Genomic DNA, 16610 nt, shown 5'->3' with positions numbered 1-16610 from the left:
CCCAACACTAATATCCATACTGGGTTTTTAATATCCATGTTGGGTTGCGCTACACTTAACCCAACCTACGTTTAATGCTACGTTTAATGCACAAATTTAGATTTAGCCTTGCGACGCTAGTAGGGTGCGTCAGTAGGAAGAATTTATTGATGTAGGTAGGTTTTCTTCAGTGATACAGCATACATTTTGAATATTTTTTGATCTGGAAGTCCTTAAATGAAAATTTTACAAATTGTTCCATCGATTTCTCTAATTTATGGTGGCCCTAGTCAAATGGTGTTGGGGTTAGCGCCTGCTTTAGCAAAAGCGGGTGTGGAAGTTACTGTAATTACGACTGATAGTAATGGTGATAATGGACAAGAACCTTTAGATGTCCCTTTGGGTATTCCCATCAAACAAGACGGTTATGAAATAATTTATTTTCGCTGTGCGCCATTTCGCCGTTATAAATTTTCTCTAGATTTACTAAACTGGTTAAGAATTCATGCACATGAGTTTGATTTAGCCCATATTCATGCTTTATTTTCACCTGTTAGTAGTGCGGCAGCTACTATCTGTCGCAAACAAAAGTTACCTTATATTTTGCGTCCTTTAGGTACACTTGATCCGGCTGATTTACAGAAGAAAAAACAATTAAAAAAACTATATGTAGCACTGATTGAACGGCGTAATTTAGCTGGTGCATCTGCCGTCCATTTTACCAGTGAACAGGAAGCTAAAATATCAGCAAGATTTGGGGTGAAGACGCAAGATTTAGTCATTCCTTTGGGTGTAATTCCGCTACAAACAAGTGGGGAGAATGCAGCTAATAAGTGGGAATTACCACAGGATGTACCCTTACTATTATATATGTCGCGGATTGACCCGAAAAAGGGATTAGATATATTGATTCCTGCCTTGGAGAAGCTGTTAGCAACTGGAAGTGAATTCCATTTTATTTTAGCTGGGACAAATCCCCAAGACCCAGATTACGAACAGAGCATTAAAGATCAGATAGCTAATTCACCATTGCGATCGCATACTACCATCACCGGCTTTGTCAGTGGTGAACTCAAAGCTAGTCTACTGCAAGCGGCTGATATATTTGTCTTACCTTCATACTATGAAAACTTTGGTATCGCGGTTGCTGAAGCAATGGTGGCGGGGATACCTGTAGTTATTTCCGACCAAGTGCATATTTGGGAACGGGTACGGGATAGTAATTCCGGTTGGGTGGGGACAACAGATGTAGAATCACTTGTAGAACTATTGCCACAAGCGCTGCAACATCCCCAAGAACGCCAACAACGGGGATTAAATGCCCAACAGTATGCTTTACAACATTTTAGCTGGGAGGCGATCGCCAAGCAAACAATCCAAGCTTACAAGCAAATCATCACAGTCCGAAAATAGTAGAGTAGATGCAGATTTTTGGGAAAACTCAACCTTTAATCCATTTGATCGAATCTCCAGAATGATCACCTTCTCTTTCCGGGTATTATCAAATTAGTTACGTCCAAAATTCACTTGATATTTGCTAGTGAATCGCATAACCTAGATAGTCAACTATCTCTTTGAGTCAATTTATGAACAAAAAACTCATACTTAATTTGCTTGCAGGTTCTTCAATTTTTACATCACTGATGTCTACACTGACGATTATTAATCCTGCTCATGCTAATAGTAATCTTACCCAGCGATTAGTACATACTAATGACGGTCGTACTTGTATCACTAATCCTCATGGGATGAAGGATTTTGTCTGTATTCGAGATTCTGAGAGAGATCCCAAAGCCTCTCCACCCAAATCGATGGTCATATCAGCACAGCCATCTGATAGAACAGTTGCCGAACTAAATTTTACCGATGAAGAAAGCGAAGCGGCAATTAGAATATTTAAGTGTGACTGTCCATTTTGCATTAATTCCTTGCGACAGTTACGTGGTACAGGCAACTTGGTGTACTAATTTTTAGGAGTGCTAGCTGACAAGATAGCATTTTTGTTTTTAAAAATTTTTACTAGCATTTTTGTAACCAAATACTACCCAAATCTCCGTTGATACACAAGAACCGAATTATTTTAATCGTGAAATTTTTGGCGTACTGTTTTTATCACTTTCCCTTCATTATCAAAGTGGATATGAAACTGAAACCAAGCAAAATCACCAAAGGGTGCTGCACCATCATTGCCATAACTCCACGAGGTTTGCTCATTGGCTAATGACTCTGGTGGAGGTAAAATTTTTAAAACTTCAGCCTTTGTCATTCCTGGTTTAATGCTGGCGAATTTTTCATTTGTAAAACCAGGTGGTAACTGGGTATCAATTAAAGGATTAAAAATAAATTCACTCTCAGTAAAACACTGAAGCCATATAACCACAGGTAAAACAAACAGCCATAGAAATGCTATCAAACCCTTGATAAATTGCATTGTGAATTTTGTCTTAGCAACTTAATTTACACGTTCCCAAAGACGCTGAATTTCTGTGAAAGTTGCAGAATTTGGTGGTGGTAGGGTTTGAATATTAGGTTTAACTTCTGCACCGGGAATATTTTGGTTCCAAGGACTTTTTGGGACAGTTTTTAAATCCACAGAGTTATTGACAGGACGGAACCCATACTGGACTAACACCGCTTGCTGTGCAGGTTCCGTCAAAAAGTCCAGAAACTTCTTCGCCGCATCCGCAGTTCCACCATCCACATCTCGACGGACAATTGCCGCCGTAGCGGTAGACTCAATAGAGGGGTTTAAGTAGTAGATTTGGTATGGCTTGCCTTGGTTTGCGGCTGACTGTTGCCAACGATAAAGGGCTATACTTTCGTATACTGTAGCTACATCAGCATCATTGGGGCCTCTAGCAATAAATTCTTGTAAGAGAATATCTGTTGACCTGGGTGGCTGATAAACTGATTTTTTCACCAACCCAAATAATGATTGTACAGATGGATTATTGAAACTATTAGTGTCAACTTTTGTGCCTAATTTGGCTTCTGTCCACAAGTTTAATGTTACTTGACCACTGTTAGAACGGGTGGGGTCTGTGGTGACAAAATCAAAGCTACCCCAATCTTTAGTGCCACCAATTTTTTCCCAATTACTAGCTTGCATGGCTTGTTCCACTTTTTGCCATTGAAAACGCCCATCTGGAAACAAAACTTTACCTCGTTCTGGCCAGGCAATCCCGACTAAGATAGTTTTGGCGATAGGTCGAGGAGAATCATAAAAAGGGGTAGTATTATTAGTAGCGCGGAGGCGATCGCTTAATTCTGTTAAAATCTCTCCATTAGCCGGAATTAACACAGTTGGTTTAAAGTCATTTTTCTGGTCAACATATTTGTTAACCATATCTTGAGAACCTTGGAATTGTAATTGTAACTTAATGTTAGGATTTTTCTGCTCAAATTTTGTTGCTAGCTGTTGTAATGGTTCTTGTAATTCCGTACCACTGACAATAACTATGGTTTTTTGTAATCCCGGAATGGGTGCATAAGTCAAACCCAAAGCTGCGAGGATGATAGCAACCGACGTAATATATCGCTGAGATGGTGGTTTAGAGGTATTTTTTAATTTTGATGGCATAATTGGTAAATTTTTTAGCCCAAAATCAAGATTATTTGAGGAATAACTCTTAACTCTGTGTCTTTGTGGTTAATTAAATTTTTCACCACAGAGTCACAAAGACACAAAGAGTTACTTACGCACTAGCAAATCAATATTTTCTTCTAAAGAATTAAGTTCATCACTCAGTAATTGCAACTCATTAATTTTTTCAGAATCACTTAAATCGTAAGTACGTAACTTAGTTTGTAACTGTTGGAAAATCCCAAATGAATCTTGTAACAAAGTAGAAATATTAATAATCCTAGCTAACCGTGTATCTTCACCTTCTTGTGCTAACTGAATATTGCGCTTGAGACTATCTGCTAGCTGATTAAGATGCTGTTTAGCCACACCCGAACTAGAACGGAGTTTTTGCTGAACTTCTGCTAATTGCTGTTGCAATTCATTAACCGAAAGTAGTGAATTTTTTCCATGCAAACTCAAAGCTAGATGATCAATTTTAGCAGGCAGTCCGACAGCGCGATCGCAGTTCATTTGCAACCCTGCTAAAAGTTCCAGTTGAAAAGCATCCGTTAATAGCTTCTTCACCTCCAAACCCATTTCATTAGCTTGATTTGCCAAAGCTAAAGCCGAGGACTTGACAGCATTAATTTCCCGTTCCAACTCTGGATTATCTAACTCCAAATACTGCGGTTCACGAGACTGCAAAAAACCAGCCCCCACCACCGCAACACCAGCCGCAAGCGGAATCATCACAGGACTCGGTAACTGTACAAATCGCACACCAACAACTAAACTTATACCTCCAGCCAACACAGCCACCGGATAAAACAATGGGTTAACTAACTTCCACATCATAAAAAAACTCCGCGTTACTCTGCGCTTACCTCAGCGTTCCTCAGCGTTTAAAATTCCACCTGTAAATCCCCCATCAACCGCGAAATCGTCTCCGGATCACCCTTAGAATAATACCCCCCATTCAACTCAGCAATTTTTTTCAAAGCATCAGCATTAAACTCCCCCTCATTCCCATAACCAACTGTAAAAAATCCAATCCTTTTGTCACTAGAAAATCCACTTTTCTTCAATTCTGCTGATAGCTGATCTAAAGAAGTTTGTGAACCAGAATCCTCACCATCAGTTAATATCAACACAGCATTAATCGCATCTTTCCGCAGATTTTGCTGTAACCAATTGCGCGCTTCAATAGCAGCATCATATAATCTTGTCCCCCCATCAGCACTGAGTCCGCTAATAAATTGCAAACCGCGATCGCGTCCTTGGGGAGTACCATCAACTAATACAGGTGGACGAATCTGCGAATCAAAATCAATCAAAGCAATTTGCTCTTTTGCACCCAAATTATTAATGTAATTTTGCAAAGTACTCTGTACGGCTGGTAACTTATTTCCCTCCATTGAACCAGAAGAATCTACCACCACCACCACTAATGATGGTTTCTTCGACGCTTCTTGCCAAGATTTCAACATTGCGTCTACCACCTCTGGCTTGGGAGGTCTTAAAGAATCATACTTGGCTTGTGCTACCACCCCAAATTCTGGGGAAAACTTAGCACCCAAAGCCACTCCCGGAGTTCCTGGACGCAGACCTAAATCCGTGGCAATTTTTTGCGTATCAGGCGATCGCCAATAAGTGATAAACTTCTCTGCACCAGCCTTTTCATCAGCACTCACCCAAGGCGCATTCGGAACAATTGCCCGCATATTCGATGTAAAGGTTACTTGAGGGTAAACTGCCTCATAGCGTTGTTGCCCTGGTGGCAAGTTAGAATTAGCTGCAATCACGCTAGACTCGTATACCGAACCCACCGAAGCCCAAAATGGGCCATTCTTCACCATCGCTTGCGCCAAAGAATTGGTGGAAATACCGTAGCGAGTAATCTTACTTTGGATTTGCTGAATTTGTGGTTGGAAAGTTTGCACATCTGCGATTGTTAAATTTTCCGGACGTTTTCCAGATACGCTGACATATTGTGCAACCAGTGTTTGTAACCCAGAATTAGAACGAGTCGGTGCAGTATGGACGTAATTAACTTTTAACGGTGGTGAAGCTGGGTCAATATCCCGGTGAGTTTTCGCCGTTACTAAAGCCTTATAAGGGTCAGGAACTTTTCGCAACCCTCCGGCTACATCCGGTTGTGCCATAAATACCATTGGGGTATTGGCTAGCAAAGGCGCGTCGGTAATGTTGGGGATGTAGTTTTGCCCTGGAGAAATCTGATTAATACGGTAGATTAGCTGATTGTGATATATATCTCCATCGAGAGAAATAATTGTGGGAAAATCTGCTGCATCAGCTTGCACTGTGCCATTTTTTAGCTGAGTGGTCAAAGCCACCAACTTAGTCACCACATCACCGCTACCCTCAGACTCACATTGCACCCGAAAAGCTGTACCGTTGTCTAATTTTGGTTGCGTTGCATTAAAATTTTTTGCGGCTTGGTTACAAAAGTCTCCTAAAGCACTACCCACCAAAACTTTAATTTTCAAACCCGTAAAATTATCTACTGAGTTAGCATCGCTGTTACAAGCAGTTAGTAACAGGATACCCAAGACTGCTGCTAGGCGCGTACTTAACGAAGACCCTTTGAGAATCATCTCTCCATCCTAGAAAGTCAGTTATCTAAAATCTCTGCAATATCTAATGACAAGACACTTATGTGTTAACACAATCCATCAAAATTAGTGACAGATTACACAATTTCCTCTCACAACTACAAATCCTCATCCAGCTATTTCGGAAAACTTACCCAACAAATTAGTTTAGAGCCTGGAAAAAATAGATCGCAATTTATGTGATAATCAGATTCCGTCAGTATTATTCCCCATCCAGAACAGTCTGCTGAAGTGTAAAAAATTAAAATTTTGTTACAAACTACTAAAAGTCGATGGGGAAACCGATGTTTTTTGTCATTATGGCAAGATAGAATACATAGGCCTTACTTAACTACAGGGAATCTTTTATGGCTCTCCGTCTTGGTGATACAGTACCCAACTTTACGCAAGCCTCTACACATGGCGACATAGATTTTTATGAATGGGCGGGAGACAGCTGGGTTGTGCTGTTTTCTCATCCTGCTGACTATACCCCAGTTTGCACAACTGAACTAGGCACAGTAGCTAAACTCAAACCAGAATTTGACAAACGCAACGTCAAAGCGATCGCTCTGAGCGTTGATAATGTAGAATCTCACAATGGTTGGGTTGGTGATATCGAAGAAACCCAAAACACCACCCTCAACTACCCCATTTTGGCAGATGCAGATCGTAAAGTTTCCGACCTTTACGACATGATTCATCCCAATGCTAATGCAGCTTTAACAGTGCGATCAGTTTTTGTCATTGATCCCAACAAAAAACTGCGTCTTAGCTTCACCTATCCCCCCAGCACCGGACGTAACTTTGACGAACTGTTGCGAGTAATTGATTCTCTGCAACTCACAGATAACTACAGCGTCGCCACCCCAGCTGACTGGAAAGACGGCGATAAAGTTGTCATTGTCCCTTCCCTCAAAGATCCCGAAGTGTTGAAAGAAAAATTCCCCAAAGGTTATGAAGTAGTTAAACCCTACCTACGTTTAACTCCCCAACCTAACAAGTAAATTTCTCACTTCAGTTCATTTCAAAACGCAAAGGTGCAATTGGCATCTTTGCTTTTTTGCATGAGAATAAAAATAAAGCGGTTAAAGATTATGTTTTCATCCCCTTTGGTACTAGAACTTCCGCCATCCATGCAAATGACAGATGAACAGTTCTTCGAGTTCTGTCAGGTAAACCGTGACCTACGTATTGAGCGAGATAGATGCGGACACATATCAATTATCCCACCTACAGGTTCAGAAACAGGAAATCGAGAATTTAATATCGCTGTACAGCTAGGAATTTGGACAGAACAAGATGGTACAGGAATAGCGTTTAGTTCTAGTACAGGATTTACTTTATCCACGGGTGCGGAACGCTCCCCCGATGCTTCCTGGATGAAATTAGAACGGTGGAATACTCTCTCGTCTGAACAAAAAAAACGATTTGCACCAATTTGTCCAGATTTTATCATTGAATTGCGATCGCCAAGCGATAATCTCCAACCCCTGAAAGATAAAATTCTGGAATACATGAGGGAACCAGGAGTACAATTAGGTTTTTTGATTGACCGCAAACAACGTCAAGTTTATATTTATCGTCCTGGTCAACCAGCAGAATGTTTAGAGAATTCTGACACAGTTAAATGTGAACCAGTGTTACCCGGATTTGTTTTGCATATGAGTAAAGTTTGGTAGAGCAATATTTCCGAGAAAATTTGTCGAGGTATTATGTTTTCATCTCCTTTGGTAATAGAACTTCCGTCATCCATGCAAATGACAGATGAACAATTCTTCGAGTTCTGTCAGGTAAATCGTGACCTACGTATTGAGCGAAATCAATTTGGACAGATATCAATTATGCCTCCTACTGTTTCAGAGACAGGTAATCGAGAATTTAATATTTTAGGACAGCTATGGTTTTGGTCAGAAAAAGATGGTACAGGTATTTGTTTTAGCTCCAGTGCAGGATTTACATTATCAACAGGTGCAGAACGTTCTCCTGATGCGGCTTGGATAAAACTAGAACGGTGGAATAATCTTTCACCCGCACAAAAGCAAGGTTTTGCTCCCATCTGTCCTGATTTTGTAATTGAACTCAGATCCCCCAGTGATAATTTGCCTACTCTAAAAAACAAGATGGCAGAATATATGAGGGAACCGGGAATACAATTAGGCTTGTTAATTGACCGCCAACAACGTCAAGTTTATCTTTATCGTCCTGGTCAACCAGAGGAATGTTTAGATCATCCCGACACAGTTAGCTGTGAACCAGTTTTAACCGGATTTGTTTTGCATATGAGTAAAGTTTGGTAGAGCAATATTTCCTATAAAAGTTGTTGAGGTATTATGCTTTCTATCCCCCTTAGTATGAAAACATCTTATCTCTTTGTTGGTCTTGCAGAAGGTGAACAGTTCTGATTATTTCTATTATTAGTAGTTTTAGAAGCCTGAGAATTACTAATACTAACATCTTGAAAATTGACTTTGTAGTCTGCATTAGTAAAGTAACTAACTTCAACCGCAGATAAATTGGTTATTTGCTGTGGTAATTCAAAGCTGAGACTTCCCTTGATAGGAACATTTGGAATTAAATTTGTATAAGCGTCGCTAGGAGATTTTTCTGAGCCTAATTGAATTTGGTTAGGTAAGTATTGATTGCCAGAAGAATCGATACTTCGAGAGTTGTTGTTGCCAAAGCCATTGCCATAAATTCGTATTTGTAAATCTTGTTGTTTATCATCTAGATTTGTGATTAAAATCGCACAAGTTACTATTGCGCGGTTTCTCTGACAGCTTTGGAGTTGAAACCTTAGACCATTATCTTCAACAGTTAGTTTAGCTGCTGGCGTTTCCTGTTTTAGTCCTTGTGCAATTGTATGTGCCGCAGTGACAATGGGTAAGTATGAAAGAGTAACAGTTGCAACTGTTGCTCCAGCACTAAACATCACGCTACACAGAACAAGCGTTTTAGTAAATTTTTTTACATTAAACATAAAACATAAAATACACTACGTATTAGCTCGCGTGCTACATAGTATATAACTTTTTAAAGAAATTAGAGCGAAATATATTTAAAAATCAACATTTTTAGCCCTTTTTGCTTTGTGTATATACTGTCTGGGAAGTTAACTATTTCCATCTGACAAAATTGTATAAGCTTCATTAACTAAGTGCATCTTCTCTTGTGCTTGTTTTTGTAACTGTGAGTTACCAACAAATAAATCTGGATGCCATTTTTTAACTAAAGTTCTGTAAGCTTGTTTGATATCCGCTAAAGAAGCACCTTGTTTTAATCCTAAAGTTGTATAAGCGCGGATAATTTTATCTTTTTCTCCTGAGTTTTTCGGTTTTTGACTAGGAGTTTTTTGCTGCTTACCATTTTGAAAACCGGGAGAACGCATTTGTGCTTTCATTTGTGCTATTTCTTCATCTAATTCCCATCTATAAAACTTTGCATCTAATTCTTGTGGATTAGGAGAAGGAGTAGCTTTTGGTGGCGGTTCTACTTTTTTAGTAGTTGTTGCTTTCGGTGGTTCGCTAGTAGTATTTCTTGGTGGGGAAGCGTAAACTCTTTCTGGCTGTTGGACAGATGCTTGTTGTGTTGGCTGAGGTTTTGGTATTTCTGTGTAGGGATGATATTGAGAATTTATTTTGGCTTTTGCTAATTCACTCAATAATTGATTAAACCCATTTTGTAATTTATTTAAATCTTCCCGTTTTCTAGTCAATTCTAGTGCTTCTTGACTGACTTGAAAATAGATGACTCGTTCAGAGTGACGCTCATATTCATCTAAGATTGATAAACCTTGATAGCTGAGTTGAGCAAAATAATCCTCAGTTGCAGATATACAAATTTTGGCAACTTGTTGATGATAAGATTCATGTGCTGATTTTTCATCTTGCTGCTGCACATTCTTATTTAACAAATAAGAAATACTTCCCACCACAGCCGCACCTACAGGCCCTCCCAATAACCAACCTATACCACCACCTACAGCGATTGAACCTGGTTCACTCCAGGTGTCATTATGATTTGGCTTTGGGGGTATTGTAATGATTGGTTCACTGGGTAAAGTTATGAATAAATCTTCTGGCCGTTCTGCTTGAAAAAACTCATAAGCTTGATAAAGCCATTTGACTACAGCTAATTGTAAATCATGTAAATCTTTTTTTAGCTTGAGAACTTGCCAAGATTTAAAGTTATTTTCTGCCAATGCAACAGCCGCATCAGCTTGATATTTAGCAAGTAATTGAGGTAAAGCTAGCCAATCCCGTAACTCTGAAATACTAGTAGTAAAACCTTGTTTAATTAAATTTTGTGCTTTTTGTTTAATTTGCAATTTAGCATTTTGTTTGTCATCTATGGCTTGAATTTCCAGACGAAGCGGGTCAATTTTATGCTTTAATGATAGTTGAATTTGGGAAGCGATCGCCTGCACTCTCGGCAACCTCACACCACCGCGATTTTGTTGTAAAATCCCCACAATATTTTGCAAAGCCGCTTCAAAAGCTGCTAAACCGCTACTACTCGCCGCAGCCACATCACCCTTTAACCTTGCTCTCAAGGCTGGTAAAGCATCAACCCGATATAAATTACTAAACCCTGGTGGTAATTCAGCACGAAAACTTTCTGCAACAAACAGCAGTCGATTTTGTACCTGTTTTTGTTCTTCTATTTCCAGTAAATTCAGAAAATTCGCCACAAAAATAACAGTTTTAATTCCTCTATCTAACAACCAATCGCGTAAATTTTCTCGTTCTCCCAAAGTCATTAATTTGCGTGCATCTAGTAACTGCACAACTAAATCTGCACCTAAAAGTTGCTCTTTGATTAATTTATCTTGTTCTTCTCTATCATTAGTTCCTGGTAAATCCACAAACTCGACACCAGTTTCTAAAAACGGATGAGGACAAAAAACCTCCACAGATGCAACATCATTTCGCATCTGTCTATTTCCATCAAGAATGGCGTATGTTTGTAAAACTTCTGTACCACTGCGATAGATTTCCGTACCATCTACCAACATAATCCGAGTTCTAACATCTGAACCATATTTAACACTAATCGCCGCGCCTGTAGTGGGAATCAAATCAATGGGTAAAGTCCGAGTTCCCAACATGGCATTTAGTAGAGTCGATTTACCATGATTAAAAGGCCCGAATACCGCAATACGAAAGTTAGGATTCTTTAGATAATTACATATAGATATCACATCTTGATTTAGCCGGGAATTACGCTCTAAATCTAATAACTTAGTTGCTGATTTGAGAGTATCTACTAAACTTCCATAACCTTCATACTGCTGTGGCATACTTCCCCTCCCCTCAAAATTTCCTCCCAACAAGCAAGGAGGATATAAAAATCCTCCCCACCTCTTTCAAACTCCGCGTGCCTCTGCGTTAAAAAAACTTACCTATAATAAGCCAACAAACCACTATAAGCAGCCTCAATTTTTTGCAACTGAGCAATAACATCCTCTTGCAAATTCTTCAGCCGATTTAACTCACCTTCTCGATTAATCTCTCGTGTTTCTTTCTGCTTAAGTAAATTATCCAACTCAGATTTGCGAGCCGTAATATCATCATTAATCCGCTTACTCACCTCTCTTTCATAAGCATCAAAACACTCTTTTACTGCATCATACACAGTTTGAGATTGTTCATGTGCTACTTGTGGGAGATATTTAACCAACTCTTTTTTAGCAGTTTTGACTAACTCCTTCCGTGCTTGATCTGCTTGTAAAAAGCCAACACCTAAACCCAATAAAGCAAAGCCAATTGGGCCGAGAAATACACCTGTGACTGCTGTGATGATTCCCCCAATACCAATCACAGTGAAGTAATTTAATAAGATGTTTTTCCAGTCAAAGCCAGCACCTGCTAAAGCAACACCTGCTAAATTTCCCCTAGACAAAGATAACAATCCCATTGCCCATTTTGCCCAACCGGGGGAGTTATCATCTTCTGTGGTAGTTGTGGCATTAACTTTAACTTTTTGTCCAGTTAATTTTTCGGTAATTTGGTCTGTAACTTGACTGTAGGATGCACCGTATTTTGATGCACTGCGAGATAGTTCTCTAAAAGCTGTGTTAATATCTTTCTCTGCGGTTAAAGTCCAGGCAGCAAATTTGTCTGTAATATATTCTTCAAACGCTTTTTGCAGTGCGGCATTAAATGCTTCTCGTTTACCACTACTGAGAAAATCCAAAATATTTAATTCTGGTTGATAGCGTAAGAAATCATTTTCAAAGGTATTTCCTAAGCCTAGTACGTAACTACGGAATGATTCCGATATGGCTCTAGATTGGCTATCTCTGGTAGTAAGAATTTCTTTTTGAAACTGATCTCGAATATTCGTTAGTTTGTTAAATTCTGGTTCTACAGAATCAATACGCTTCTTCAATTCATTAACATCTTGATCGAGTAATGGTATACGTCTGGCAATGGCTTCGCGGGTATGATTAACAGCTTGTCTCGATAATGTTCTGACTTGTCGTAGTTCAGCGATCGCTCTTTCTCTAGTTAGAAAAGTATTTAGCGCTCCCATAAACTCAGGAAAGCCAGTCCCTGATAAATCTGCATGGGAATCTTTCAACCGTCGTCGCAATGCTTGAATCGATGAAAGTTCAAACACTCTTTCATCATAAATGTCTTGTCCATCGACAAAGCAATATTCACTTAAATTAGCTCTAAAAACTTGTCTGAGTCTATTTTCAGAGGCTTTTAATTCTTCTGCATCGTCTGGATCAATTAAGGATTCTTTTACCTGATCCCAAGCATTAACTAAGAAGAAAACTGATAAGCCTCTACCTTTAATGTAATTTTCTAAATAGCGACGTTCACCTAAAGTACAAGGTTGAGAAGCTCGCATGACAAATAAAATCGCATGACAGTTATTCACATAACCTAGAGATAATTCGTTGCGTGCTTCCGTATCATTTAATCCAGGACTATCAACAATTTCAATGCCTTTCTCTAAGAAACTTAAAGGATATTCAACAATTGCGTAATCAACATCAGGAAATGCTTGTTTCTTTTCTTGTTCTAACTTTTTAGCTTCAGATGGATCAATTGTATATTTATATTTAAAACTTTGAAAATCTAAAGTTTGTGGACTCTTGCCATCATTAAAATGGATTGTTACTGTCTTCTCTGCACCATAGCGCAAAACTGTCAATACTGCCGTACAAGGATTAACATCACTAGGTAGCAAGTTTTCCCCAATTAAAGCATTGAGAAATGTGCTTTTACCCCGTTTCATATCGCCTAAAACTAATAGGCGAAATACACCTTTTTGCAGATTTTTACTAGCGACAGCAATATCTGCTAAATCTCTTTCTAAACTTAGCTTTCCTGATGATGTGTCACCGTCAAGTTCAGCTTGGGTAATTGTGTCAGATAGTTTGTTTAAACAAACGGCAATTTCTGAACGTACTTGAGCAACACGCTCTAAATCTTGGATAAATCTATCACTGGCGACTTGATTAACCATAATAATGACACCTTAACTAATGATTATTGTTTCGAGATGCAAAAAATAGCTGGTAACAAACCCATCCTAAAACTGCAATAATTACCACCCCAGCTAACACCGAAGCGATTCTTACTGCAACTAACGCCGCTACACCTAAAGCAAATAACTTTCCCCCCAAAATAACTTTTTTCATCCAGGGTTTAGGAGTATCTGGGGATTGATGTTTGACTGTTTTCTGCACAGGAACATCATTTGGCGAAATTTGCTGTTCTAGTTCGCGGAGTCGCAATTCTACTTCTTTCTGACGTAGTATCCGTTCTCTTTGCTCAAGTTCTTGATGGCGATCGCTTTGTGATGTCATTGCTATCCACCCCATCGAGGATGTTACTAATAATTTTAACACTTACTAAAACAATGTATATTAACTCACAGCAATATTTATTAGCCACAGTAAAATCACAGTGTTGATCACCTGTTAAGCTGACTTCAGAACTTAGATTCCATAGATTTTAGTCGTTTTTCGGAAATTTGACTAAAAATTATGCAGAATTGTTAGTTAGTCAAGTTAGCTTTACCTATAAACTAATAAAGCAGTTAAAATCGGATAGTTAATCCTATAATAAAAATTGTTGGGGAGACCCCAAAGTATGAGTGAAACGGCGGAAAAACTTAAACTCGAACTTTCTCATCTGTCTGCAAAAGAACGTGCTGAGATTGCTTACTTTTTAATTCATTCTCTAGATGAAGGTGCAGAAGATAATCCAGAAACTGCTTGGGATACAGAATTAAATCAACGGTTAAATAATATTCATCACCAAGTAGCTATTGGAGAACCATCATTTCAAGTGTTTTCTGAGTTACGAGAAAAATATTCGTGAAGTTTATTGTTATTCACACCGAAGCTCGAAAGGAGCTTGATGCTGCAATAGCTTACTATGAGGATCAAAAAGTAGGCTTGGGGCTAGATTTACTGTCTGAAGTGGAAAAAGTTATTCTGAAAGTTCAGCAAAACCCCAATATGGGAACCCCACACAAGATTGAAGGAATACGTCGTTATGCTGTTCAAAGTTTTCCCTATATAATTTTTTATACAGAACTGGAAGAAGTAATTTGGGTGATTGCGATCGCACATGGTAAGCGCAAACCAAATTATTGGAAACAAAGAAATATAGAAATTTAATCAAAAAAGACTCTGTTTTCAGTAAAATCTAGAGCCAACCCCGCATTTGTTGTTCTGATTATGTCATTTTGCTGGACAAAGGAGCAATGACCGCCCGCCTAGAAGCGATCGCAGCTTACTAAATGCTAGGATTTCATCAATTCTATTTAGTGAACTCGTTATGAAAATCCAACAAATTCTTGATGATCAAGGTATTATTCATACCGATCCAGAAATTATGAGTGGAGTGCCTGTGTTTGTTGGCACACGAGTTCCCTTACAAACCTTGTTTGATTACCTAGAAGGTGAATCAGGTTTAGCTGAGTTTCTGGAAGACTTTCCCCATCTGAAAACACCAACATTGCAAGTTTTGGAAGCGATAGCGAAAGCCATGCTGGAGCAGGAGAGAGAAGCTAGTGTTCATTCTGCTTGATGAAAACCTCCTGAGTAAAAAACTGAAAAAACCGTTCCTAGATGTAGGACATACAGTTCACAATGTGGAAGATATGGGCTGGCGTGGTACAAAAGATCGAGAGCTTTTAGCTTTAGCAAATATATTTCCATTCGATGTTTTCATCACATCTGACAAAAACTTGCCATATCAGCAAAATTTGCGAAATCTATCGTTGCGGGTTTTCGTATTTAACACTAGCAGTACTCGTCCTGCTCATCTACTTTACGCCTCTGCTACCATCCTTAGTTCCTGGCTCAATGACGTTGATTGATGATGAAGGTGATATAACTCCTTTTAAAGTTAAGTAAGATGTATATCCTGTCACCACTATGAGCCACAATTTTGATATGGACTCAAATCAAGCAAGGCACAATGGATATCAAAAATGGCTTCATAGGCACTATTGGTAATACACCTCTGATTCGCTTAAATAGTTTTAGTGAAGAAACAGGTTGCGAAATTCTCGGTAAAGCTGAGTTTCTCAATCCTGGTGGTTCTGTCAAAGACCGTGCTGCACTATATATTATCCAAGACGCGGAAGAAAAAGGTTTACTCAAACCCGGCGGAACTGTAGTAGAAGGAACGGCTGGGAATACGGGGATAGGACTGGCGCATATTTGCAATGCTAAAGGTTATAAATGCCTGATCATTATTCCTAACACCCAATCTCAAGAAAAAATTGATGCTCTGGCAGCTTTAGGTGCAGAAGTTCGTCCTGTACCTGCTGTACCTTACAAAGACCCAAATAATTATGTCAAACTATCTGGTAGAATTGCGGCTGAGTTAGATAATGCTATTTGGGCAAATCAGTTTGATAATTTAGCTAATCGCCGCGCCCATTACGAAACCACAGGGGCAGAAATCTGGACACAAACAGATGGTAAAGTGGATGGCTGGGTAGCATCAACTGGTACGGGTGGGACATTTGCAGGTGTGGCGCTGTACTTGAAAGAAAAAAATCCGGCGATTAAATGCGTTGTGGCTGATCCCCTGGGTAGTGGACTTTACAGCTACATCAAGACTGGGGAAATAAAACTAGAAGGCAATTCGATTACAGAAGGGATTGGCAATAGTCGCGTCACAGCTAATATGGAAGGTGCGCCGGCTGATGATGCAATACAAATAGATGATCCGGAAGCTTTGCGGGTAGTTTTCCAATTGCTGCGAAAAGATGGGCTGTTGATGGGTGGTTCGACTGGGATCAATGTGGCAGGGGCTGTAGCTTTAGCCAAGCAGTTGGGGCCAGGACACACCATCGTCACTATCTTATGTGATAGTGGCTCTCGCTATCAATCGCGGATATTCAACCGTGAATGGCTAGAATCTAAGGGGTTGTCTATGGGTTAGTCATTAGTCATTAGTCATTAGTCATTGGTCATT

At 39.4% G+C, this 16610-nt stretch carries 18 protein-coding genes; 10 read left to right on the top strand and 8 right to left on the bottom strand.

Going from position 1 to position 16610, the window contains the following annotated elements; translation table 11 throughout:
* Positions 1–216 precede the first annotated feature (216 nt).
* Both hpsP and FD725_RS16735 read left to right on the top strand, forming a co-directional pair.
* Positions 217–1392, top strand: coding sequence for a hormogonium polysaccharide biosynthesis glycosyltransferase HpsP (gene hpsP / locus FD725_RS16740; RefSeq protein WP_179049179.1), 1176 nt, complete (start codon positions 217–219; stop codon positions 1390–1392).
* A gap of 173 nt (positions 1393–1565) precedes the next feature.
* On the top strand, positions 1566–1946 hold the full coding sequence (locus FD725_RS16735) for a hypothetical protein (RefSeq protein WP_179049178.1): 381 nt from the start codon (positions 1566–1568) through the stop codon (positions 1944–1946).
* Positions 1947–2059: 113 nt separating this feature from the next.
* On the opposite strand, the gene FD725_RS16730 is transcribed toward FD725_RS16735, so the two are convergent.
* The 4 genes from FD725_RS16730 to FD725_RS16715 form a co-directional block, all read right to left on the bottom strand.
* On the bottom strand, positions 2060–2410 hold the full coding sequence (locus tag FD725_RS16730) for a hypothetical protein (protein WP_179049177.1): 351 nt from the start codon (positions 2408–2410) through the stop codon (positions 2060–2062).
* Positions 2411–2431: 21 nt separating this feature from the next.
* Positions 2432–3559, bottom strand: a complete 1128-nt coding sequence (locus tag FD725_RS16725; RefSeq protein ID WP_179049176.1) for a substrate-binding domain-containing protein — start codon at positions 3557–3559, stop codon at positions 2432–2434.
* Between the two features lie 111 nt (positions 3560–3670).
* Positions 3671–4399, bottom strand: a complete 729-nt coding sequence (locus FD725_RS16720) for a hypothetical protein (RefSeq protein ID WP_256871636.1) — start codon at positions 4397–4399, stop codon at positions 3671–3673.
* Positions 4400–4446: 47 nt separating this feature from the next.
* Entirely contained in the window at positions 4447–6159 is a 1713-nt protein-coding gene (locus FD725_RS16715) for a VWA domain-containing protein (protein WP_179049175.1), read from the bottom strand.
* 365 nt (positions 6160–6524) lie between these two features.
* Between FD725_RS16715 and FD725_RS16710 the strand changes: the two genes are divergently transcribed.
* The 3 genes from FD725_RS16710 (at position 6525) to FD725_RS16700 (ending at position 8456) form a co-directional block, all read left to right on the top strand.
* Positions 6525–7163: a peroxiredoxin gene (locus FD725_RS16710; RefSeq protein ID WP_179049174.1), complete on the top strand. Its 639-nt coding sequence runs from the start codon at positions 6525–6527 to the stop codon at positions 7161–7163.
* 90 nt (positions 7164–7253) lie between these two features.
* The gene (locus FD725_RS16705) at positions 7254–7838 is read left to right on the top strand and encodes a Uma2 family endonuclease (RefSeq protein WP_179049173.1); all 585 of its coding nucleotides are present in this window, start codon (positions 7254–7256) and stop codon (positions 7836–7838) included.
* A 33-nt stretch (positions 7839–7871) separates the two neighbouring features.
* The gene (locus tag FD725_RS16700) at positions 7872–8456 is read left to right on the top strand and encodes a Uma2 family endonuclease (RefSeq protein ID WP_179049172.1); all 585 of its coding nucleotides are present in this window, start codon (positions 7872–7874) and stop codon (positions 8454–8456) included.
* A gap of 65 nt (positions 8457–8521) precedes the next feature.
* On the opposite strand, the gene FD725_RS16695 is transcribed toward FD725_RS16700, so the two are convergent.
* The 4 genes from FD725_RS16695 to FD725_RS16680 form a co-directional block, all read right to left on the bottom strand.
* The gene (locus FD725_RS16695) at positions 8522–9136 is read right to left on the bottom strand and encodes a hypothetical protein (RefSeq protein ID WP_179049171.1); all 615 of its coding nucleotides are present in this window, start codon (positions 9134–9136) and stop codon (positions 8522–8524) included.
* 132 nt (positions 9137–9268) lie between these two features.
* On the bottom strand, positions 9269–11455 hold the full coding sequence (locus FD725_RS16690) for a dynamin family protein (RefSeq protein ID WP_179049170.1): 2187 nt from the start codon (positions 11453–11455) through the stop codon (positions 9269–9271).
* Between the two features lie 98 nt (positions 11456–11553).
* A complete protein-coding gene (locus tag FD725_RS16685) occupies positions 11554–13635 on the bottom strand; it encodes a dynamin family protein (RefSeq protein ID WP_179049169.1) in 2082 nt (693 codons plus the stop codon).
* A 16-nt stretch (positions 13636–13651) separates the two neighbouring features.
* Entirely contained in the window at positions 13652–13978 is a 327-nt protein-coding gene (locus FD725_RS16680; protein ID WP_179051564.1) for a DUF3040 domain-containing protein, read from the bottom strand.
* Positions 13979–14264: 286 nt separating this feature from the next.
* On the opposite strand from FD725_RS16680, the gene FD725_RS16675 reads away from it, so the two are divergent.
* From FD725_RS16675 to FD725_RS16655, 5 genes are all read left to right on the top strand, one after another.
* A complete protein-coding gene (locus FD725_RS16675) occupies positions 14265–14495 on the top strand; it encodes an addiction module protein (RefSeq protein ID WP_179049168.1) in 231 nt (76 codons plus the stop codon).
* Complete coding sequence (locus FD725_RS16670; RefSeq protein ID WP_179049167.1) at positions 14492–14797, top strand: type II toxin-antitoxin system RelE/ParE family toxin; 306 nt, start codon at positions 14492–14494, stop codon at positions 14795–14797. Before FD725_RS16675 ends, FD725_RS16670 begins: the two co-directional genes overlap by 4 nt.
* 160 nt (positions 14798–14957) lie before the next feature.
* Positions 14958–15209, top strand: a complete 252-nt coding sequence (locus FD725_RS16665; protein WP_179049166.1) for a DUF433 domain-containing protein — start codon at positions 14958–14960, stop codon at positions 15207–15209.
* Entirely contained in the window at positions 15193–15501 is a 309-nt protein-coding gene (locus FD725_RS16660; RefSeq protein ID WP_256871635.1) for a hypothetical protein, read from the top strand. Before FD725_RS16665 ends, FD725_RS16660 begins: the two co-directional genes overlap by 17 nt.
* A gap of 101 nt (positions 15502–15602) precedes the next feature.
* Positions 15603–16577 carry a cysteine synthase A gene (locus FD725_RS16655; protein ID WP_179049165.1) on the top strand — a complete coding sequence of 325 codons (975 nt, stop codon included), beginning with the start codon at positions 15603–15605 and terminating at the stop codon, positions 16575–16577.
* The last annotated feature ends 33 nt before the right edge of the window (positions 16578–16610 follow it).

It is taken from the genome of Nostoc sp. TCL26-01, assembly GCF_013393945.1.
Taxonomy (GTDB): domain Bacteria; phylum Cyanobacteriota; class Cyanobacteriia; order Cyanobacteriales; family Nostocaceae; genus Trichormus.
This window is presented reverse-complemented; position numbering and strand designations above follow the sequence as displayed.